Source organism: Pseudonocardia sediminis (genome assembly GCF_004217185.1).
Classification (GTDB): Bacteria; Actinomycetota; Actinomycetes; order Mycobacteriales; family Pseudonocardiaceae; genus Pseudonocardia; species Pseudonocardia sediminis.
In genome coordinates this window covers 1,135,968-1,156,207 of sequence record NZ_SHKL01000001.1, presented here as the reverse complement: position 1 = coordinate 1,156,207, position 20,240 = coordinate 1,135,968, and the positions used below count along the sequence as shown (strand labels likewise).

The following is a 20,240-nucleotide window of genomic DNA, read 5'->3' as shown; positions in this document are numbered from 1 at the left end:
CCCGTCGCGATAGATCTTGTCCGCGGCGAAGGCGACCGGCTCGACATCGGGGTCGAACAGATCGACTCTCATGGCCCGGGGTCCTCGGAACGAGCCGTTCTCCACGGGGGCGCGGTATACGCGTGCCCGGTCGGTGTCGTCGTGTGGACGCCGCCGGCGGTCCTCTCCACGGCCCAGCCCGGGGTCTCCCGCAGATGGTTGTGCAATTCGCAGACACCTCTGCCGTTGTCGAACTCGGAGATCCCGTCATCGGCGAAACGTTGGATGTGGTCGATATGTCGGATCGGGGCATCGCAGTAGGGTTCGCTGCACCGATACCCGTCGCGGGCTCGGATCCATTCGGCGAGCACTCCGGTGAAGAGGCGTTGCCGGGAGTCGCCGCCGATCACGATGCCCGCCCGGGTCAGCAGCCGGCGCAAAGTCTTACGGCCGGAACTGGTGGCGAGGACGTCGAGCGGGACCGGGCCGTGGCCCGGAATGTGCGCGGGGAGCGGGGAGTCGGGGTCGATCAGCGCCTCGACTGGGACGACCACCTGGACCTCGACGGCGACGTCGGGCGCGGTGGCCTGTCCCGTGACGCGCTCGACCAGCGTGTCGGCCATGATCTGTCCCCGCCCACGGGTCACCGGCTCGGGGCTGACGGCGGCCTCGTTGACCGCCTTCGCCAGCGCGGCGTAACAGGCCACGCCCTGCTCGAGGGGCAGGTGCGCGATCAGGTCGGTCATCCCGTCCGGCGCCGGGCGCAGCGAAACACGCCGCTCCTGACGAGCCGCGCGACTGCGCGCCGTGAACCTCTCCGGCGCGACCTCCGCGGCGATCGCCTGAGCGAGGGTCCGGATCCGCCCCACGCCCATGTGGACGATGTCGTGCGCGGCGAGGCGCCGATCGACCTCGGCCCGTTCCGCGGCGTCGAGGCCGCTCGTGGCGGCGGTGATCGTCGCCGTCTTGTAGGCGCTGATCTCCCCGGCGGCGAACAGGGCGAGGACGTGGTCGTGCCCGTTGCGCAGGTCCCGCGCCATCCGCATCCGCTTCCCGCCCTCGATCGGCGAGACCCGGCACGCGAGGGCGATCTGCCCGGCGACACTGCGTTCGAGCCTCTCCGGGTCCACCACCCCGGCATCGACCCGCGAGGCCACATGACGGCGGGCGAACGCATGGATCGCCGCCGACTGCAACGACGCGACCCGATGCTGCAGCGATTCCAGCTGCGCGATCCGGTCGACGAGCTCGACCTCCGGACGTGGCCCGAGCAGTGGATCGGGGTCGGATTCGTCGAGGAGCCGCAGGAGCGTCAGATCGACGAGTTCGAATGTGGGCGCGACGGGTTCCGGGCGAGTGCCCGGAACGGAGAAGTCGGCGACCGCGGTCATGCCAACCATTCTATTCGAACATCTGATCGAAGAACAGAAACTGTTAGCGATAGCGAATTCGTCGATGCTCGACCACGTCGATGACGCCTGTGCTCAGGAGCGTGCATCCTCGGTGATCGACGCGGCCTCATCGACGTCCGCCGAGCGGGCGGAGGGCAGCCACGACACGCCCACCCCGGCCGCGACGACGAGCGTCGTGACGGCGCCGGGCAGGGTCCCGCGCGCCGGTAGGTCGATCGCCACGAGCATCGCCTCGGCCAGAGCAGCCACCCCGATCACGACCGTGCACACCAGACGGGACGTCTGCCGACCGGCCCGGGCCAGGAGCGCGTGCGCCATCAGCACACCGCCGACGAACGACGTCGCCGCCCCGAGCGGCACCCCCGCGACGACGCCGACCAGCACAGTCGCGAACCCCGCCGTGGCCAGAGGCGTCGGCCCGGCCCGCGACGGCCGCGACGGCGCGACCGGACCGCCGAACCGCGCCCGCGCCTGCCCCATCCGGTCGTCGTCGTAGCGGTAGCGCGCCCAGGGCGAGCCCGGCTTCGCCACCCGCGTCACCCCGACGATCCCGATCACCGACACCACCGACAGCGGCGCGAGCAGGGCGAGGCGGCGCTTGCCCTTGAGCCATTGCACGGTCCCGGTCGACGTCACGACGGTCAGCAGGGCACCGACGGGAACGAGCCGGTCGGTGACGAGTGTCAGCCCTCCGGTCCCCACATCGGACAGCATGCATGACCCGTCGGGCGGGCGACGGGTCCAGGCGACCCGGTCCGCCGACCGCGCGGCGTCCCACCCGGGGCGTCTCGCGTGTGCGGAGGCGGTCGGGGCTGCCTAGTCTCGACGGCGTGCCGTTGTCGTTCTCGGAGGAGCCCGGTGCCGGCCTCGTGGCGGTCACGCTGACCGAGGCCGGCGGGGAGATCGTCGAGTCCCGGGTGGTCTCCGCCGACGAGCTGCCCCGCATCGTCGCCCGGGCCCGGGCACTGGTCGACCGTGGGGACGCCGGCGCGTTCGTGACCCTCGACGAGCTGATCGACGGACGGCCCCGCCCGGAGGACGGGTAGTCGCCGGGCAGAACTCAGCTCCCGCCCGGGGCCGCGGGCTTCGTCGGGTCCGGCGGCTGCAGCGGCTCGCACTGGGCGTCGGAACGGTTCCCGGCGACCCGCGCCGGGAGCTTCCCGGTGGCCAGGTAGTCGGCGATCTTGTTGTCGGTGCAGGCCACCCCGGACAGCGACGACGAGTGCGTCGTCCCCCCGACGCCCTCGATCAGGCGCGAGTTCGGGAACAGCTTCCGGGCGTTCAGCGCACCCGCGTACGGGGTGGCGCCGTCGTTGGTCTCGGAGATCAGCAGCGGGCCACCCGCGACCTTCGTCCCGTCCACCTTCGGTGCCGGGCCGGGCTTGACCGGCCAGGACAGGCAGGGCGCGTTGTACCAGGCGTTGCCCCAGGTCTCGAACGGCGCGAGCTTGTCGACGCGGGCGTTGTCGGCCTTCCACGTGGTGAAGCTCGTCGGGAAGGGCGCATCCGTGCACTGGGTGGCCAGGTAGACGGCGTAGTTGTTGTCGTCGGTCGGCGAGCCGGCGGCGTCGTAGGCGGCCTTGAGCGCCGCGGAGTCCTGCTTGATCGCGCCGGCGACGAACGCCTGCGCGGTGGCCGGCCACTCACCGACGTTGTAGCCGGCGCGCAGGAAGATGTCGGTCCACTCCGAGGAGCCGATCTTGCCGCCGGCCGGGGCCTTGCGGAGCTTCTCGCGCTCGTCGTAGAAGCGCTTCTCGACGGCGTCGCCGGAGTCGCCCAGGTGGTAGACGGAGTCGTACTTGGCGACCCAGTCGAAGAACACCTGAATGTTCTTCTCGAACGCGACGTCCTGGTTCAGGTTCGCCTTGTACCACCAGTCACGGCTGTCCAGGACGCCGTCGAGCACCATCCGGCGGACCTTGTCCGGGAACATCGTGCCGTAGACCTGGCCGAGGAACGTGCCGTAGGAGAAGCCGTAGAAGTTGATCTGCTTCTGGCCCAGGGCCTGCCGGATCCGGTCCATGTCGCGGACCGTGTCCTCGGTGCGCAGGTTCTCCAGCAGCTTCCCGCCCTTGGCCTTGCACGCGGCGGCGTAGGCCTTGGTCTTCGGCAGCCAGGCCTTCTCGGCGCCGTTCTCCGGCTGGTAGTCGGGCCGGTTGTAGCCGCCGTAGTCGGGGTCGCAGCTCAGGGCGGGCTTGCTGGTGCCGACGCCACGCGGGTCGAAGCCGATCCAGTCGTAGGCGGCACCGGCACCCTTGGGCACCGACGCGCCGAGCCGCGACAGGCCCAGCCCCGGACCGCCGGGACCGCCCGGGTTGACCAGCATGACGCCCTGGTAACGGCTCTCCGGGACCGTGTGCCTCACCCGGGAGACCGCGATCTGGATCGTCGTGCCGGTCGGCTTCGCGTAGTCCAGCGGGACCGTCACGAACCCGCACTGCGCGCGGGCCTGCTGCAACGCCGGGGACTGGCAGGCCCCCCAGGCGACGGGTGGCGGCGCGGGCGCGGCCGGGGCCGCGGGTGCGGCCTGCGCGACCGGGGCGGCGAGCACCGACCCGGCGGCCAGCAGGCCCATGGTCAGTACCGAGACGATGGTCCTGCGCACGAGTCCCCCTGACGCCACCCCCGACGACACACCGGAGAACCGGGCGTCGCTGACCGTGACGACGGTGCCACCCCCGGCCGGTGATCCACAATCAACACACCGGAGCCTGCCTCGGATGGCCTAGTGCAGACCGTCACACGAGGGCATCGACCCGGACAAACCGGTGATCAGCGGCTCGGCAGCGATCCACGACAGGCCTGTCCGGGATCGCCGCCGAACCGGTGATCAGCGCAGCATGTCCTCCAGGATGTCGGCCGCGGCGCGCGCTCCCCCGGCCTCCCGGGCCCGCTCGCGCAGCTCCCGGCAGCGCGCCGCCACCTCCGGTGAGCCGGACACCCGCAGGATCGCCTCCCGCAGCCGTTCCGGCGTCACCTCGTCGGCCGGCAGGTGCTCCCCGACGCCGAGCTCGACCAGCCGCGCGGCGTTGCCGAACTGGTCGACCGCCTGCGGCACCGCGACCATCGGGACGCCCTCGTACAGGCCCTCCGAGCAGCCGCCCATCCCGGCGTGGGTGACGAACGCCGACGCGTGCCGCAGCGCCGCGAGCTGCGGCAGCCAGGAGCGCACCTCGACGTTCTCCGGTATCTCGCCCAGGTCGGCGGGGTCGACGTAGGGCCCGATCGACATCGCGACGCGCCAGTCGAGCCCGTCCATCGCGGCGATCACGTCACGGAAGAACTGCGGCCGGTCGTTGTAGGCCGAGCCGAGCGAGACCACGAGCAGCGGACGGTCCGGCTCCGGCCACTCCTCCTCGTGCGGGCGCCGGTCGAGGGCGGGCCCGACGAACGTGACGACGTCGTGGTCGACGCGCTCGGCGTTCGGCTGCATCGCCTCCGGGACCAGGGCCGCGCAGCGCGGCGGGCGCCCGCTGAACGCCGCCCAGCCGATGTCGATCCCCTGCTCGCCGAGCCAGGCGTCGAAGTCGTGCTGGAAGGCCAGACCGTCGGGCTCGTCGAGGAACGCCAGGGCGTCGCCCATGTCCTGCTCGTAGCCCTCCCAGGCCACGATCGACGGGGACAGCTGCAGCAGCGGCAGGTCCCAGCGGTGGGCCAGGACCCGGCCGGCGTAGCCGCCGATGTCGTAGAGCACGGCGTCCGGACGGTCCCGTTCCAGTGCGTCGAGCAGCTGTGGGAGGACCGTCCGGCCCTCGTCGAGGAACAGCCGCATGCCCGAGACGGCGTCGGTCGGCCAGTGCTGCGCCGCCGTCTCGTCGGGCAGGGCCGTCTCGACGACGAGCGGTGTCGCTCCGCTGCCCGCCACGGTCTCGGCGAAGGGCTCGCTGATCGCGTAGGTGACGCGGTGCCCACGGGCGACCAGCTCGGTCATCACGGGCAGGTGCGGGTTGGTGTGGCCGTGCGCGCCGACGCCGACCATGAGGATGTGGGACAAGGGATCTCCGGTACTCCGAGTCTGATGAGGTCAGCGGTCCGTAGCGGGCCGGATCAGCTGTAGAGCACCTGGATCATGACGACGACGGTAGCGGTGATCGTTCCGGCGGCGCACCGGGATATCCGTGCTTGACCGCTATGACCGCGGTCTCCACGATCAGCGCGTGACGCTGCTGCCCGGAGTGCGCTCGAGGACCGTGGACACCGACCGGATCCGGATGCACGTGCTGGAGTCCGGACCCGACGACGGCATCCCGGTGGTCCTGGTGCACGGCAACCTGTCCACCGGGCGGTTCTTCGAGCACCTCATGCCGCACGTCCCCGACCGCTACCGGGTCCTCGCCCCGGACATGCGCTCGTTCGGGCGCAGCGAGCCCGCCCCGCTGGACGCCACCCGCGGCCTCGCCGACTGGGCCGACGACCTCGACGCCCTGCTCCGCGCCCTCGGCGTCGACGCTCCCCCGCACCTGACCGGTTGGTCCACCGCGGGCGCCGCGATCACCCGCTTCGCCCTCGACCGCCCGGTCGCGTCGCTGACGCTGCTCGACCCGGTGTCGCCGTTCGGCTACGGCGCCGTCCGCCGCGACGGCACGCCGGTGTTCGACGACCACGCCGGGTCCGGGGCGGGCGGCACGAACCCGGAGGTGGTGTCCCGCCTGGCGTCCGGCGACTCCTCGGACGAGAGCCCGTTCTCCATCCGCAGCGTCATGCGCTCGTCGTACTGGTCGCCGTCGTTCACCCTGCCCGCCGACCGCGAGGACGTGCTCGTCGACGAGGTCCTGCTCAGCGTGATCGGCGACGGCGGCTACCCCGGCGACCGCGCCGCGTCCCCGAACTGGCCCGGCTTCGGCCCCGGCACCAGCGGCATCCTCAACGCCCTGTCGCCGAAGTACTGCCGCTGGGACGCGATCGTCGGGCTCGGCCCGAAGCCGCCGATCCTGTGGACGCACGGGACCGCGGACCTCGTCGTCGCCGACGGCTCGATGCTGGAGTTCGGCACGCTCGGCGCGGCCGGGGTCGTGCCGGGCTGGCCGGGGGCGGAGGTGTTCCCGCCACAGCCGATGGTCACCCAGATCCGGGACGTGCTCGAGCGCTACGCCGCGGCCGGTGGTCTCGTGCGCATCGAGATGTTCGACGGGTCCGGGCACGGCCCGCACGTCGACGCCGCCGAGCACTGGCTGACGGTCTTCCTGGACTTCCTGGCCGGCGCGGTCGACCAGCCCTGACCCGGCCGGCCTCTGCGACCATCACCGCATGGCCCACCTGCGGTGCGACTTCGTCGCCGACTCCCTCGGTCTCGCGACGTCGATGACGGTGCTGCTGCCGCAACGCTCCAGCACCCGGATCGGGGTGACCGGAGGCGCCGGCGACGGTCCGCCGCCGGTGCTCTACCTGCTGCACGGTCTCTCCGACGACGACACCGCGTGGGTCCGCAACACCTCGATCGAGCGCTACGTCGAACAGCTCGGGATCGCCGTGGTGATGCCGCAGGTGCACCGCAGCTTCTACCTCGACCAGGCCTACGGCGGGAACTACCGCACGTTCCTCACCGAGGAGCTCCCGCAGGTGGTGGGCCGCTTCTTCCGGGTCTCCGAGCGGCGCGAGGACACGTTCGTCGCCGGGCTGTCGATGGGTGGCTACGGCGCGCTGAGCTGGGCGTTGACCGACCCCGGCCGCTTCGCCGGGGCGGCGAGCCTGTCCGGCGCGCTGGACCTCGCGGCGCTGGCGGCCGGGCCGGGACGCGAGGAGGACCCGCGGATGTGGGAGCGGATCGCCGACGGCGCGGGCCTCGCGGGCACCGACGCCGACCCGTTCGCGCTCCTGCAGCGCGCCGACTCCTCGGCCGTCCCGCCGCTGTACCTGTGCTGCGGCACCGAGGACCCGCTCTTCGAGCACAGCCTGCGGTTCGCCGAGCGGGCCTCGTCCGCCGGGCTGTCGGTGACCAGCAGCTTCACCCGCGGCGAGCACGAGTGGGGCTACTGGGACGCCCGCATCCGCGACGTCCTGGACTGGCTGCCGATCGGCTGACGCGTGACGAGGGCATGCGTCACCAGGGCATGGCGCCGTCACGGTCGACGAAGGTCCCGGTGGGGCCGTCGGAGGCGACCGTGGCGAGGGTGACGATCGCGTCGGTGCCCTCCTGCACGGTCTGCGGGCCGGAGTTCCCGTTCAGGTCGGTCGCGGTGTAGCCGGGGTCGGCGGCGTTGACCCGGAACCCCGGCAGCGCACGCGCGTACTGCGACATGAGCATGTTCAGCGCGGCCTTCGACGACTGGTAGGCCAGCCCGGGCACGCTGTTCTCGATGCGCTCGGGATCGGCGGTGACGACCTGCGAGCCCAGCCCGGAGGACACCATCACGATCCGCGGCGCGTCCGAGCGCTCCAGCAGCGGGATCATCGCCTTCGTGACCCGGACCGGGCCGAACACGTTCGTCTCGTAGACGTCACGCACGTCGTCCGGCCCCGTCTCGGCGGTCGAGGTGTGCGCACCGCTGATCCCGGCGTTGTTCACCAGCACGTCCAGGCGGCCGAACTCCTCGCCGATCCGGGCCGCGGCGGCGGCGACCGACCCGTCCGAGGTGACGTCGAGGGTCACGGCCGTCACGTCGAGCCCGTCCTCGGTGAGCTCCCTCGCCGCGACGGCGCCGCGCTCGGCGTCCCGGGAGCCGATCAGGACCCTCCAGCCCTTCTCCCCCAGCCGCCGTGCGGTGGTGAATCCGAGTCCCTTGTTCGCACCGGTGATCAGGACCGTCGTCTTCGCGTCATCAGCCATGGCACCGACAGTGCGCCCCGTACGGCCGGCCCGCCAGGCACGCCGCAGCCGGGGACCGGTGGTACCAGGATGAGCACGCCCGGGCGCGGCATGCTGGAGGCATGGACCGTGACGAGCTGGGCACCATGCTGCGGACGTGGCGCGAGCGGGTGGACCCGTCGGACGTGGGGCTGCCGGCCGGGTCGCGGCGACGCACCCCCGGGCTGCGCCGCGAGGAGGTCGCCGGGCTGGCCGGCATGAGCGTCGACTACCTGAGCCGGCTCGAGCAGGGCCGGGGGCCGCACCCGTCGGAGGCGGTGCTCGGGGCGATGGCCCGCGCCCTGCGCCTGGAGACCGCCGAACGCGACCACCTGTTCCACCTGGCCGGCGTCGCCCCGCCGACCCCGGGCCGGATCTCCACCGCGGTCCGGCCGAGCGTCCTGCGGCTGATCGACCGGTTCGCCGACCTGCCCACGCTCCTGCTCAACGCCCGTCTCGACGTCCTGGCCTGGAACCCGATGGCGGCCGCCCTGTTCGGCGACTTCTCCACCGACCGGCCCGGGCAGCGCAACATCCTGCGCGGGCGGTTCCTCACCGGCGACAGCCGGATGGTCGCCCACACCGAGGCCGACCGGGCCCGCCTCGACCGCGCGATGATCGGCGACCTGCGCGGCACCGTCGCCCGCTACCCGGACGACCCCGAGCTGCGCCGCCTGATCGCCGACCTGTGCGCGGGCAGCGCGGAGTTCGCCCGGATCTGGGACGAGCGCGAGGTGATCGCGCATCACGACGACCGCAAGACCTTCGCCCACCCCCAGATCGGCGAGCTGACCCTGGACTGCGACGCGCTGCACGTCGGAGCCGACGACCAGATCCTGCTCGTCTACTCCGCCGTCCCCGGCAGCCCGGACGCCGACGCGCTGTCGCTGCTGCGCGTCGTCGGGACCCAGGAGCTGCGCACCGGTTCCTGAGTCGTCACCGCGTCGCCGGAATACCCCTAGGGGGTACCACCGTTGCCGGGAGGGCAACGGCGGTTCGACGACGGGAGCGACGGATGTCCGCGACGACGGCACACGACGAGCACGCGGGGCACCCCGGGCACGGGACGGGCCACCACGAGGGTCACGGCGCGGGCCACGGGGACCACGCGGCGCAGTTCCGGGACCGCTTCCGGTGGACGCTGCTGCTGTCCGTCCCGGTCGTCGCGTTCAGCCCGATGGTGGGGATGCTGCTGGGCTACACGCCGCCGTCGTGGTCGGCGTGGATCCCGCCGGTGCTCGGGACGGTCGTGTTCGCGTGGGGCGGGGCGCCGTTCCTGACCGACGCGGTGTCGGAGATCCGCGCGCGGCGGCCCGGGATGATGCTGCTGATCGGGCTGGCGATCTCGGTCGCGTTCGTCGCGAGCATGCTCACCTCGCTCGGGGTGGCCGGGCTCGCGCTGGACTTCTGGTGGGAGCTCGCACTCCTCGTCGTGATCATGTTGCTCGGGCACTGGCTGGAGATGCGCGCGCTCGGGCAGGCCTCCGGCGCCCTGGACGCGCTCGCGGCGCTGCTGCCCGACACCGCCGAGCGGATCGGCCCGGACGGCTCCCCGGTGACCGTGACCCTGGCCGACCTCGCCGAGGGCGACACCGTGCTGGTCCGCTCCGGCGGGCGTGTCCCGGCCGACGGCACCGTCGTCGACGGCGCCGCGGCGGTCGACGAGTCGATGATCACCGGCGAGTCCCGCGCGGTCTCCCGGGGCGTCGGTGAGCGTGTGGTGGCCGGAACGGTCGCGACCGACTCGGCGCTGCGCGTGGAGGTCACCGCCGTCGGCGAGGGCACGGCGCTGGCCGGGATCCGCCGCCTCGTGGAGCAGGCGCAGGCGTCGCGGTCACGGGCGCAGGCGCTCGCCGACCGGGCCGCGGCACTGCTGTTCTGGTTCTCCACCGGCGCCGCCGTCGTGACGTTCGCCGTGTGGTCGCTGCTCGGGGACCTGACCGGCGCCGTCGAGCGCACGGTCACCGTCCTGGTGATCGCCTGCCCGCACGCGCTGGGGCTGGCGATCCCGCTGGTCATCGCGATCTCCACCGCACGCGCCGCCCGCAACGGCATCCTGGTCACCGACCGTCTCGCCCTGGAGCGGATGCGCCGGGTCGACACGGTGCTGTTCGACAAGACCGGCACGCTGACCACCGGCACCCCGGCCGTCGTCGCCGTGGCGGGCGATCCGGACACCTTCACCCTCGCCGCCGCCGTCGAGGCGGACAGCGAGCACCCGCTGGCGCGCGCCGTCGTCGCGGCCGCCGACCCCGCGACGACGCCGCGGGCGACCGGCTTCCGCTCGCTGACCGGACGCGGGGTCCGCGCCGGCGTCGACGGCGCCGACGTCGCGGTGGGCGGACCGGCGCTGCTGCGCGAGCTCGGGCTCACCTCCCCCGCCGCGATCGCGGACGAGGCGGAGCGCTGGAGCGCCGACGGGTCGACGGTGCTGCACGTCGTGCGCGACGGCGTCGTCGTCGGGGCCCTCGCCCTGGCCGACGGCGTGCGCCCGGAGTCCCGCGACGCCGTCGCCGCATTGCGCGCGCGGGGTGTCCGGTCGGTGATGGTCACCGGGGACGCCCGTCCGGTCGCCGAGGCCGTCGCCCGCGAGGTCGGTGTGGACGAGGTGTTCGCCGAGGTCCTCCCGCAGGACAAGGACGACGCTGTGGCCCGCCTGCAGGAGCGCGGCGCGACCGTGGCGATGGTCGGCGACGGCGTCAACGACGCGCCCGCGCTGGCCCGCGCCGACGTCGGCATCGCGATCGGCGCAGGGACCGACGTGGCGATCTCCTCGGCCGGCGTCGTCCTCGCCTCGGACGACCCGCGCGCCGTGCTGTCGGTGATCGCGCTGTCCCGCGCCGGCTACCGGAAGATGCGGCAGAACCTGTGGTGGGGCGCGGGCTACAACCTGCTGTCGGTCCCGCTCGCCGCGGGCGTGCTCGCGCCGGTCGGGTTCGTGCTCCCGATGGCCGTCGGGGCGGTACTGATGAGCCTGTCGACGATCGTCGTCGCCGCCAACGCGCAGCTGATGCGACGGGTCGAGCTACGGCCCGGTGTGCTCGCCGCGCGCGGTGGCGGGGGCCCGCCCGCGAGGCCATGATCCGGTCATCGCCGCGATCCGGTCGTCGCCGCGCACGAGAGGGAGAGCATGAACGCGTACTACACCGACGAGGTCCACGGGAAGCACGAGTACTACGACCTGGGCGGATTCCCGCTGCGGAGCGGGTACACGCTCCCGGAGGCGGGGATCGCCTACAAGACCCACGGCACGCTCAACGCGGCCAAGGACAACGCCGTCCTGTTCCCGCACATGTACTCGGGCACGTCGGCGTCGATGGAGATCTTCATCGGCGAGGGACGGCCGCTGGACCCGTCGAAGTACTTCATCATCCTGCCCGGGCAGTTCGGTGGCGGGTTCTCCTCCAGCCCGTCGAACACCCCGGCGCCGTACGACCGCGGCCAGTTCCCGCCGCTCGCGATCGCCGACGACGTGATCGCCCAGCACCGGCTCGTCACCGAGCACTTCGGCATCTCGACCCTGCACGCCGTCCTCGGCTGGTCGATGGGCGCGCAGCAGACCTACGAGTGGGCCGTGCGCTTCCCGGAGATGGTGCCGCGCGGGGCCGTCTTCGCCGGGAACGGCCGCACCCCCGTGCACAACCAGGTCTTCATCGACCTGCACACCGAGCTGCTGACCTCCGACCCGGAGTTCAAGGACGGCTTCTACTCCGACTCGGCGGACCTGCGTCTCGCGCTCAAGCGGCACGCCGTGGCGTTCTCGCTGATGGGGTTCTCGGCCGCCTTCTACCGCGACGAGCTGTGGCGGAGCCTGGGCTTCGTCTCGTCGAACGACTTCCGCCAGGGCTTCCTGCGGGGCTACTTCGCCCCGATGGACCCGAACAACCTCCTCGCCCAGGCGAGCAAGTGGCGCGCCGGCGACATCTCCGACCACACCGGCGGCGACGTCGCCGCTGCCCTGGGACGGATCACCGCGCAGTTCTTCGTGGCCTCGTTCTCCGAGGACCTGTTCTTCCCGCCGGAGGACCACGACGCCGACTGCGCGCACATCCCGAACGGGCACCGCCGCCCGATCGAGACGCCGATGGGTCACTTCGGCATGTTCTGCCTCCGGGAGGAGGACCAGGCCGCGGTCGACGCGGTGATCGCGGAGATGCTCGACGCCTGACGACGTTCCCCGGCCGCCCCGGGCCCCTCTTCCGAGGTCCGGGGTGCCGGGGCCCGGGGTGCCGGGATCGCGACCCCGGCACCCTCCGGCGGGCGCGGCCACGGACAGGAGATCTCCGCGTAGCGGCCCAGGTCGATACGGACCGGCGACACGACCGGGAACACCACCTGGCCCGGCCCCGACCGGAGCGGATGCCGGAAGTGCCCGCGGACCCACCCCGTCTCGCGCCAGTGCCCGTGCACGTAGCTCATCGCGCCTCCCTCCTCCCACCAGGAGAGCACGCACCCCCGACAGTTCCGGCGGTCGACGAGGACGGACGGGCGAACCGCTCGTCGACGCGGACGCCGCGCTGGGCCCGATCATCGGTCCGAAGAGGACTCGGGCCGCCCGGGAGACCTTTCACCGACCGACTGGCCACGCTCCTCCGTTCCGGGTCGCGACACCCCCGAACGTATGAGTTGACTGGTCCCATGGTCACCGAACGTCGACGGGACGACCCGCACCGTGACATCCGATCCGGTGGTGTCGCGGCGCGTTTCCGTCCGCTCGCCGACATCGGCGACGTCCCGGACGGGCACCCGGCGACCTCACCGGACGGCGCCGCGCCCCCGGTCTTCGGCACCGCGCCGTGGGGGTACCGGCGGTCCGAGGTGGACTCCTGGGCGTCCTGGGTGGCCGCGCTGGTCGCGCACGGACGGAACGATACGGTCCGCGCGGACAGCGCCGAGGCCACGCTGAAGGCGACCCTGGAACGACTGGAGCAGCTCCAGCGCGGACCGGCCGTGGGTGAGCAGGCGGACCGGTCGGACGGTGAGCAGGCGGACGGCACGGTCACGCCCGACCCACCGTCGGTGGGGGTCCTCCCCCGCCGGATCGCGGCGGTGCCCACCACACCCGACACCGACGAGAGCCGGGACGCGAGCGGGCACGACAGGACCGACGGACCCGAGCGTGCGACCGAGCCCCGGCCCGCCCCCGCACCGGGCCCCGCCGGCACGTCCCCGACCCGGCCCGACCGGATCACCGACCACCCGGAGCTGGCACGCCTGCAGGTCGTCGAGACCACCCTGCACGAGGTGATGACGCTCCTGCACCGCCTGGCCGGGCCGGAGAAGTCCTAGGTCCGCAGGCCGGTCCGCGTCAGGCCTTGCGGCCGACCGCCCCCACGATGCACTGCGGGACGACGCCCGGCTCGGCCATCGGCGGGCCGTCCGGCCACCATTCGAGCAGCGGCACGAGACCCTCGTCGGTGTCCGCGTTGCCGGGAACCAGCTCGAGACCGTCGAGCATCGGCAGGATCTGCTCGCGGGTGCGGAAGTACTCGCCGTCGAGGCCCTGCTCCAGCATGATCTCGCGGATCCGGCGCACCATCGCCCCGGCCTCGCCGCCCGGGTCCCAGAAGTGGCTCAGCACGACGTACGAGCCGGGAGCCAGGGCCGCGACGTACTCGCGCATGATCCCCGGCAGGTCGGCCTCGTCGGGCTGGTGGTGCAGCGTGGCGCTCTGGTAGAGCCCGATCGGCTCCGAGAAGTCCAGGTGCGACCGGACGACCGGGTCGTCCAGGATCTGCGCCGGCTTCGTGAGGTCGCCCTCGACGTAGCGGGTGAGGTCGTCGTCGTCGAGCAGCGCCTTGCCGTGCGCGACCGCCGACGGGTCGTTGTCGACGTAGACGACGTGGGCGTGCGCGTCGATCCGCTGCGCGACCTCGTGGGTGTTCTCCACGGTGGGCAGGCCCGCGCCGAGGTCGAGGTACTGGTGGATCCCGGCCGTCCCGGCCAGGAACCGCGTCGCCCGGATGTGCCAGGCCCGGTTCACCTTGGCCAACACGCCGGCCTCGGGGATCAGCGACTCCACGGCGGCGACCGCGGCCCGGTCGACCTCGTAGTTGTCCTTGCCCCCGAGGGCGAAGTCGTAGCAGCGCGCCACGCTGGGCACGTTCAGGTCGATCGGAGCCTGCCGGCGCTCCCCCTGCGTCACGATGGCCCTCCCGCGTTCGCGTCCGGTCCGGCGATCGTATCCACACTGGTGGGTGCCTCTCACGAGGTGTCACCCGCGCGCGCCGGGCCGTCCGGACGGCGGCGCCGTGGTGCCCCGGACCACGAGACGTGTCGGCAGTTCGACGTCACCGGCGCCGGAACCGGCGAGCGTGTCCAGCAGCGCCCGCGCGGCGAGCTCGCCCTGACGGCGGACGGGCTGGGCGATCGTGGTGAGGTCGGAGACCCCGGCCAGCTCGTGGTCGTCGAACCCGACGACGGAGACCCGCCCCGGCACGTCGACCCCGGCCCGGCGCAGCGTCCGGACCAGGCCGAACGCGAGCTCGTCGGACATCGCGAACACCGCCGTCGGCAACGGCGACGCGGACAGCAGCCGTTCCGCCGCACGCGTGCCGGCGGCGACGTCGGCGCCGTCGGAGACCACGCACCCGTCGCGCACGGACAGCCCCGCCTCGGCGAGCGCGTCGTCGAAGCCGAGGCGGCGCAGCTCGGTGGTCTGGCGCCCGCAGGCCTCGTCCGGGTCGAACGAGACGAGCCCGACGTCGGTGTGCCCGAGCCCGACCAGGTGCCGGACGGCGGTCCGCGCCCCGGCCCGGTCGTCCACCCCGACCCGTGTCCTGCCCGGCAGCGTCCCGCCGACCACGGTGATCGGCACCTCCAGCGAGTCCAGCGCCGCGATCTCGGCGTCGCCGAACGCCGACGCGACGACGATCAGCCCGTCCACCCGCCCGCGCACCGGCAGCGTCGCGAAGAACTGCGCGCGCCCGGCCGTCGTCCCCAGGTTGTGCAGCAACGTGCCGAACCCGGCCGCGGAGAGGACCTGCTCCACGCCGCTGATCGCCTCGGCGAAGAACCACTGGCGCGGGAAACGCGCCAGCACGCCGACCGTCGTCGTGGATCCGGGCGGCGCCGGTGCGCCGGGCAGCGTGTAGCCGAGCTCGGACGCCGCGCGCAACACCCGCTCCCGGGTCGGCGCGGATACCGAGGTCGCGCCGTGCAGCGACCGGGACACGGTCGCCGGGGACACGCCGGCGAGGCGCGCGACGTCGCGAACCCCGACCCTGCCCGTCTCCTCCATCACGCCTCCCCAGGTCATCCTGCAAGCACGTCGACAGCCCGTGCAACGCTGTGAAACAGTATGAAACAGCAGGCAACACGAGCACGGGAGAGGGTATGACCGCGACCGCGAACGACATCGACTGGTGGCGCGACGCCGTCGTCTACCAGGTCTACATCCGCAGCTTCGCCGACGGGAACGGTGACGGCGTCGGCGACATCGCCGGGCTGCGCGGCAAGCTCGGCCACCTGGCCCGCCTGGGCGTCGACGCGATCTGGATCAACCCCTGGTACCCGTCGCCGCTGGCCGACGGCGGCTACGACGTGGCCGACTACCGCGCGATCAACCCGGCGTTCGGCGACACCGCCCAGGCCGAGGCACTGCTGCGCGAGGCGCACGAGCGCGGCATCAAGGTGCTGCTCGACATCGTGCCCAACCACCACTCCGACGAGCACGAGTGGTTCCAGGCGGCCCTGCGCGCGGCCCCCGGCTCACCGGAACGCGAGCGCTACGTCTTCCGCGACGGACGCGGCCCGGACGGCGCGCAGCCGCCGAACAACTGGGAGTCGATGTTCGGGGGGCCTGCGTGGGAGCGGGTTCCGGACGGGCAGTGGTACCTGCACCTGTTCGACGTCAAGCAGCCCGACGTCAACTGGAACAGCGCCGAGGTCCGCGACGACTTCGAGACCACCCTGCGGTTCTGGTTCGACCGGGGCGTGGACGGGTTCCGGATCGACGTCGCGAACTCGATGATCAAGCAGGACGGCCTGCCGGACGTCGTCGAGGGCGTGAACGACGAGCAGGACGGCAACCACCCCTACCTCGACCGCGACGAGGTGCACGACATCTACCGGTCCTGGCGGCGGATCGCCGACTCCTACGACCCGCCGAAGGTCTACGTCGCCGAGGCATGGGTGCCCGACCCGGAGCGTCTCGCCCGCTACCTGCGTCCGGACGAGCTGCAGACCGCGTTCAGCTTCAACTTCCTGCGCGCGGCGTGGCTGGCCCCGGACCTGAAGGAGAACATCACCGAGGCCATCGCGGAGAACGACGCGGTCGGCGCGCCGGCGACGTGGGTCCTGTCCAACCACGACGTCGCCCGGCACGTCTCGCGCCTGGCCCGCAAGCCCGAGTCCGGCCGCGGCTACCAGCTCGACGACCTGCTCGACCTGCCCGCGGACCTCGACCTCGGCCTGCGACGGGCCCGGGCGGCGACGCTGCTGATGCTCGCCCTGCCCGGCACCGCGTACCTCTACCAGGGCGAGGAGCTGGGCCTGCCGGAGGCGGAGAACATCCCCACCGACCAGCTCGACGACCCGACGTGGGTCCTGTCCGGGCACACCAAGCGCGGACGCGACGGCTGCCGCGTGCCGCTGCCCTGGTCCGGCAGCTCGCCGCCGTACGGCTTCGGTGGCAGTTCGTGGCTGCCCCAGCCCCCGGAGTTCGCCGCCTGCGTGGCGGACACGCTCGACGCCGACCCGGAGTCGATCCTGCACCTCTACCGGGACGCACTGATGCTCCGCAAGGCACACCCGGCGCTGGGCGGCGGCGAGCTGACCTGGAAGGACTCGCCGGAGGGCACGCTCGCGTTCACCCGGGAGCCGGGCTTCACCGCACTGGTGAACGTCTCGTCCGCACCGGTCTCACTGCCGGAGGACGCCGAGGTGATGCTGACCAGCGGCCCGCTCACCCGCTACGGCGCCGTCCCCGCCGACACGACGGTCTGGCTGCGCCACGCCTGACGGCCCTCAGGCCGCGATCGGCCAGGCCGAGAAGTGCGACCACGTGTCGTCGCGGACGGCCCGCTCGGACAGGTCCCACAGCGCTGCGGCGGCGACCGGGTCGAGCGCGTGCGCGGCGACGCCCCGGTAGACGCCCGGCTCGGCCGGCGCGGCCTCGTTGACGTCCTCGAAGTACCGCCCGGTCACGCCGCTGACCAGCGGGGACGCGGCCAGGAGCACCGAGGTGGCCGCGCCCTGCTGCGGGGTCTTCCACTGCGGGGCACCGGCTCCGGCCTTCGCACGCAGGCGCGCGAGATCGTCGTCGGAGATGTGGCGCTGCAGACCGGTGCGGATGCCGCCGGGGGTCAGCGCGTTGACGCTGATCCCGTCGTCGGCCCACCGCCGCGCCGCCTCGACCGCGAACAGCACGTTCGCCGACTTGGACTGCGCGTAGGCCAGCGACCGGTCGTAGGGACGGTCCAGGAAGTGCGGGTCGTCGAGGTCCACACCGGCACGCAGGTGCGCGTTCGAGCTGACCGAGACGATCCGCGCGCCGTCGACGGCGGTCAGGGCCCAGTGCAGGCCGGTGGCCAGCTCGAAGTGCCCGAGGTGGTTCGTCGCGAACTGCAGCTCCCAGCCCGCCGACGTGCGGGTCTCGGGGGTGGCCATCACGCCGGCGTTGTTCACGAGCATGTGCAGCGGCCCGTCCCAGAGACGGACGAAGCGGGCGACCGAGGTCGGCTCGGCCAGGTCGAGCTCGCCGACGCGGACCATCGGGTTGCCGGTGACCTCGGCGATCTCGGCACGGGCGCGCTCGCCGGCGTCGACGTCGCGGACGGCGAGGGTCACCTCGGCACCGGCGCCGGCCAGGGCGCGGGCGGTCTCGTAGCCGATGCCGGAGGCGGCGCCGGTGACGACGGCGCGGCGGCTGGAGAGGTCGACGCCGGCCAGGACCTCGTCGGCGGTGGTCGTGGCGTCGAACGGGGTACGCAGGAGAGTGGGCGCAGTCATGGTGGGGTTCCCGTCTGCGAGGGGTCCGGGAAAGCGGGCCCGGGGCTAGAATCGGAGGATCCTCCGGTACTGGGAGAACTCTAAACGGAGTACTCTCCGGTTGGCAAGCCGAAATCTGAACTACGCTGATCACCGACGTCACCGTCGCGAGAGAGAGGGACCATGTCCACCAGCACGCGCCGCGGGATGCGCGCCGACGCCGCCCGCAACCGCGAGCTGCTGCTCGACGCCGCCCTGGCCGCCTTCGCCGCCGGCGGGACGGACGCGACGCTGGACGGGATCGCGAAGTCCGCCGGCGTCGGGATCGGGACGCTCTACCGGCACTTCCCCACCCGGGAGGCGCTGGTCGAGGCCGTGTACCGCAACGAGCTGGACCGCCTCTGCGACGCCGCCGACGACCTGCTGACGACGCTGCCCGCCGACCAGGCGCTGCGCGCGTGGATGGACCGGTTCGTCGACTACATGGTGACCAAGAAGCACATGGCCGACGCCCTGCGCGCCGTCGTCGCCAGCGGCGGGACGCCGTTCGCGCACAGTCGCGAGCGGATGGGCGCCGCCGTCGGGCGGCTGCTCGCCGCCGGTGCGGCCGACGGGACCCTGCGCCCGGACCTGGCGCCGTCCGACGTCACCGAGACGCCGTCCGACGGTGCACCGGCGTGCGTCGGCGGCTCCGACGTGCTGGTCGGGATGAGCGGGGTCTGCATGACTGCGGGCGAACCGGAGGGCCGCGCCCAGGCCGGACGACTGCTGGACCTGCTGGTGGACGGCCTCCGGGCCCGATAAGCTCCCGGTTGTCGTGAGCATCGCTTACGATGCCGCGCATGACGTCGGGGGTGGGCACGGAGGCCGTGCCGGAAGTGTCCATGGGCCGGATCGCCGTGGCCGGGTTCATCGGTACGACGATCGAGTTCTTCGACTTCTACGCCTACGGCATCGCCGCGGCGCTCGTGCTCAACGCGGCGTTCTTCCCGAACCTCGACCCGGTCGCCGGGACGCTCGCCGCGTTCTCCACCTACGCCGTCGCATTCCTGTCCCGCCCGCTCGGCTCGGCGCTGTTCGGGCACTGGGGCGACCGGATCGGCCGCAAGTCGATGCTCATCGCGTCGCTGCTGACCATGGGCCTGTCCACCGCCCTGGTCGGGGCGCTGCCCGGCTACGCGACGCTCGGGGTGTTCGCGCCGATCCTGCTGGTGGTGCTGCGGTTCGTGCAGGGCATCGGTCTCGGCGGTGAGTGGGGCGGAGCGGCGCTGCTGGCCGCCGAGCACGCCCCGCCCGGCAAGCGCGGTCTCTACACGCTGTTCCCGCAGCTCGGTCCGGCGATCGGGTTCATCCTGGCCAACGGGGTGTTCCTCGGCCTGAGCATTGGGATGGACTCCGCGACGTTCGCCGCCTGGGGCTGGCGGATCCCGTTCCTGGCCAGCGCCGTCCTGGTGCTGGTCGGGCTGCTGGTGCGGCTCGGGATCGCCGAGTCGCCGGTGTTCCGCCGCGCGTCCCCGGCACGGGTGCCACTGGCCGGGCTGCTGCGCCACCAGCCCCGCGAGCTGCTGCTCGGCTCCGGCGCGATGATCGTCCAGTACGCGCTGTTCTACACCGCGACGACGTACTGCTTGTCCTACGGCACGTCGATCCTGAAGATCCCGCGCACCGAGATGCTGCTGCTGACGATGATCGCGGTGATCTTCCTCGGGCTGTTCACCGCGGCCAGCTCGCTGGCCTCGGACCGCTTCGGGCGACGACGGGTGGTGCTCGCCGGCTGCGTCGCCGGGATCGTGTGGGGGCTGGTGATGTTCCCGCTGCTCGACACCCGCTCGCCGGTGCTGATCGTCGTCGCCCTCGGCGGGGCGCTGGCGATCATGGGCCTGTCCTACGGTCCGATGGCCGCCTACCTGCCGGAGCTGTTCGACACCCGGCACCGCTACAGCGGGGCGTCGATGGCCTACAGCCTCGGCGGTGTCCTCGGCGGCGCCGTCCCGCCTCTGGTGGCGACGGCGCTGCAGGCGAGCCTGGGCAGCATCGCGATCGGCGGCTTCATCTCGCTGCTGGCGGTGCTGAGCCTGCTCTGTGTGCTGGCCCTGCGCGAGACCCGCGACCGGGACCTGTCCGCCGCCGCGTGA

18 protein-coding genes are annotated in these 20,240 nt (G+C 72.9%); 10 read left to right on the top strand and 8 right to left on the bottom strand.

The annotated features are described in order from the left end of the window. Nucleotides 1–68: 68 nt before the first annotated feature. On the bottom strand, nt 69–1,370 hold the full coding sequence (locus EV383_RS05645; protein WP_130288918.1) for an HNH endonuclease: 1,302 nt from the start codon (nt 1,368–1,370) through the stop codon (nt 69–71). 93 nt (nt 1,371–1,463) lie between these two features. Further along, nucleotides 1,464–2,105, bottom strand: coding sequence for a hypothetical protein (locus EV383_RS05640; RefSeq protein WP_130288917.1), 642 nt, complete (start codon nt 2,103–2,105; stop codon nt 1,464–1,466). A 116-nt stretch (nt 2,106–2,221) separates the two neighbouring features. Between EV383_RS05640 and EV383_RS05635 the strand changes: the two genes are divergently transcribed. Then, nucleotides 2,222–2,437, top strand: coding sequence for a hypothetical protein (locus tag EV383_RS05635; protein WP_130288916.1), 216 nt, complete (start codon nt 2,222–2,224; stop codon nt 2,435–2,437). Nucleotides 2,438–2,451: 14 nt separating this feature from the next. On the opposite strand, the gene EV383_RS05630 is transcribed toward EV383_RS05635, so the two are convergent. Both EV383_RS05630 and EV383_RS05625 read right to left on the bottom strand, forming a co-directional pair. Further along, nucleotides 2,452–3,996 (bottom strand): alpha/beta hydrolase, encoded by a 1,545-nt coding sequence (locus EV383_RS05630; protein ID WP_242622918.1) that lies wholly within the window; start codon nt 3,994–3,996, stop codon nt 2,452–2,454. Between the two features lie 225 nt (nt 3,997–4,221). Continuing rightward, entirely contained in the window at nt 4,222–5,370 is a 1,149-nt protein-coding gene (locus tag EV383_RS05625) for a macrolide family glycosyltransferase (protein WP_423213687.1), read from the bottom strand. 178 nt (nt 5,371–5,548) lie between these two features. On the opposite strand from EV383_RS05625, the gene EV383_RS05620 reads away from it, so the two are divergent. Beyond that, nucleotides 5,549–6,610, top strand: a complete 1,062-nt coding sequence (locus tag EV383_RS05620) for an alpha/beta fold hydrolase (protein ID WP_242622917.1) — start codon at nt 5,549–5,551, stop codon at nt 6,608–6,610. A 28-nt stretch (nt 6,611–6,638) separates the two neighbouring features. Beyond that, a complete protein-coding gene (locus EV383_RS05615; protein ID WP_130288914.1) occupies nt 6,639–7,412 on the top strand; it encodes an alpha/beta hydrolase in 774 nt (257 codons plus the stop codon). A 19-nt stretch (nt 7,413–7,431) separates the two neighbouring features. Here EV383_RS05615 and EV383_RS05610 read toward each other — a convergent pair whose 3' ends face one another. Continuing rightward, the gene (locus EV383_RS05610) at nt 7,432–8,157 is read right to left on the bottom strand and encodes an SDR family oxidoreductase (RefSeq protein WP_130288913.1); all 726 of its coding nucleotides are present in this window, start codon (nt 8,155–8,157) and stop codon (nt 7,432–7,434) included. A gap of 101 nt (nt 8,158–8,258) precedes the next feature. On the opposite strand from EV383_RS05610, the gene EV383_RS05605 reads away from it, so the two are divergent. The 4 genes from EV383_RS05605 to EV383_RS05590 all read left to right on the top strand — a co-directional run bounded on the left by EV383_RS05605 (nt 8,259) and on the right by EV383_RS05590 (nt 13,464). Next, nucleotides 8,259–9,107, top strand: coding sequence for a helix-turn-helix transcriptional regulator (locus EV383_RS05605; RefSeq protein WP_130288912.1), 849 nt, complete (start codon nt 8,259–8,261; stop codon nt 9,105–9,107). Nucleotides 9,108–9,190: 83 nt separating this feature from the next. Then, nucleotides 9,191–11,257 (top strand): copper-translocating P-type ATPase, encoded by a 2,067-nt coding sequence (locus EV383_RS05600; protein ID WP_130288911.1) that lies wholly within the window; start codon nt 9,191–9,193, stop codon nt 11,255–11,257. 48 nt (nt 11,258–11,305) lie between these two features. After that, complete coding sequence (locus tag EV383_RS05595) at nt 11,306–12,343, top strand: alpha/beta fold hydrolase (protein ID WP_130288910.1); 1,038 nt, start codon at nt 11,306–11,308, stop codon at nt 12,341–12,343. A 470-nt stretch (nt 12,344–12,813) separates the two neighbouring features. Further along, nucleotides 12,814–13,464 (top strand): hypothetical protein, encoded by a 651-nt coding sequence (locus EV383_RS05590; RefSeq protein ID WP_130288909.1) that lies wholly within the window; start codon nt 12,814–12,816, stop codon nt 13,462–13,464. A 19-nt stretch (nt 13,465–13,483) separates the two neighbouring features. Here the strand turns inward: EV383_RS05590 and EV383_RS05585 are convergent, their stop codons facing one another. Both EV383_RS05585 and EV383_RS05580 read right to left on the bottom strand, forming a co-directional pair. Further along, on the bottom strand, nt 13,484–14,320 hold the full coding sequence (locus EV383_RS05585; RefSeq protein ID WP_130288908.1) for an SAM-dependent methyltransferase: 837 nt from the start codon (nt 14,318–14,320) through the stop codon (nt 13,484–13,486). 69 nt (nt 14,321–14,389) lie between these two features. Next, a complete protein-coding gene (locus tag EV383_RS05580; RefSeq protein ID WP_130288907.1) occupies nt 14,390–15,415 on the bottom strand; it encodes a LacI family DNA-binding transcriptional regulator in 1,026 nt (341 codons plus the stop codon). A gap of 95 nt (nt 15,416–15,510) precedes the next feature. On the opposite strand from EV383_RS05580, the gene EV383_RS05575 reads away from it, so the two are divergent. Further along, entirely contained in the window at nt 15,511–17,136 is a 1,626-nt protein-coding gene (locus tag EV383_RS05575; protein WP_130288906.1) for a glycoside hydrolase family 13 protein, read from the top strand. Between the two features lie 6 nt (nt 17,137–17,142). Here the strand turns inward: EV383_RS05575 and EV383_RS05570 are convergent, their stop codons facing one another. Next, a complete protein-coding gene (locus tag EV383_RS05570) occupies nt 17,143–18,126 on the bottom strand; it encodes an SDR family NAD(P)-dependent oxidoreductase (RefSeq protein WP_130288905.1) in 984 nt (327 codons plus the stop codon). 162 nt (nt 18,127–18,288) lie between these two features. Between EV383_RS05570 and EV383_RS05565 the strand changes: the two genes are divergently transcribed. Both EV383_RS05565 and EV383_RS05560 read left to right on the top strand, forming a co-directional pair. Further along, entirely contained in the window at nt 18,289–18,909 is a 621-nt protein-coding gene (locus EV383_RS05565; protein ID WP_130288904.1) for a TetR/AcrR family transcriptional regulator, read from the top strand. Between the two features lie 38 nt (nt 18,910–18,947). Beyond that, nucleotides 18,948–20,240 (top strand): MFS transporter, encoded by a 1,293-nt coding sequence (locus tag EV383_RS05560; protein WP_207223446.1) that lies wholly within the window; start codon nt 18,948–18,950, stop codon nt 20,238–20,240.

Coding starts and splice junctions, on each gene's coding strand:
- EV383_RS05645 (WP_130288918.1), bottom strand. CDS start 1,370: ATGACCGCGGTCGCCGACTTCTCCGTTCCGGGCACTCGCCCGGAACCC.
- EV383_RS05640 (WP_130288917.1), bottom strand. CDS start 2,105: ATGCTGTCCGATGTGGGGACCGGAGGGCTGACACTCGTCACCGACCGG.
- EV383_RS05625 (WP_423213687.1), bottom strand. CDS start 5,370: ATGGTCGGCGTCGGCGCGCACGGCCACACCAACCCGCACCTGCCCGTG.
- EV383_RS05615 (WP_130288914.1), top strand. CDS start 6,639: ATGGCCCACCTGCGGTGCGACTTCGTCGCCGACTCCCTCGGTCTCGCG.
- EV383_RS05610 (WP_130288913.1), bottom strand. CDS start 8,157: ATGGCTGATGACGCGAAGACGACGGTCCTGATCACCGGTGCGAACAAG.
- EV383_RS05605 (WP_130288912.1), top strand. CDS start 8,259: ATGGACCGTGACGAGCTGGGCACCATGCTGCGGACGTGGCGCGAGCGG.
- EV383_RS05600 (WP_130288911.1), top strand. CDS start 9,191: ATGTCCGCGACGACGGCACACGACGAGCACGCGGGGCACCCCGGGCAC.
- EV383_RS05595 (WP_130288910.1), top strand. CDS start 11,306: ATGAACGCGTACTACACCGACGAGGTCCACGGGAAGCACGAGTACTAC.
- EV383_RS05590 (WP_130288909.1), top strand. CDS start 12,814: ATGGTCACCGAACGTCGACGGGACGACCCGCACCGTGACATCCGATCC.
- EV383_RS05580 (WP_130288907.1), bottom strand. CDS start 15,415: ATGGAGGAGACGGGCAGGGTCGGGGTTCGCGACGTCGCGCGCCTCGCC.
- EV383_RS05575 (WP_130288906.1), top strand. CDS start 15,511: ATGACCGCGACCGCGAACGACATCGACTGGTGGCGCGACGCCGTCGTC.
- EV383_RS05570 (WP_130288905.1), bottom strand. CDS start 18,126: ATGACTGCGCCCACTCTCCTGCGTACCCCGTTCGACGCCACGACCACC.
- EV383_RS05565 (WP_130288904.1), top strand. CDS start 18,289: ATGTCCACCAGCACGCGCCGCGGGATGCGCGCCGACGCCGCCCGCAAC.
- EV383_RS05560 (WP_207223446.1), top strand. CDS start 18,948: ATGACGTCGGGGGTGGGCACGGAGGCCGTGCCGGAAGTGTCCATGGGC.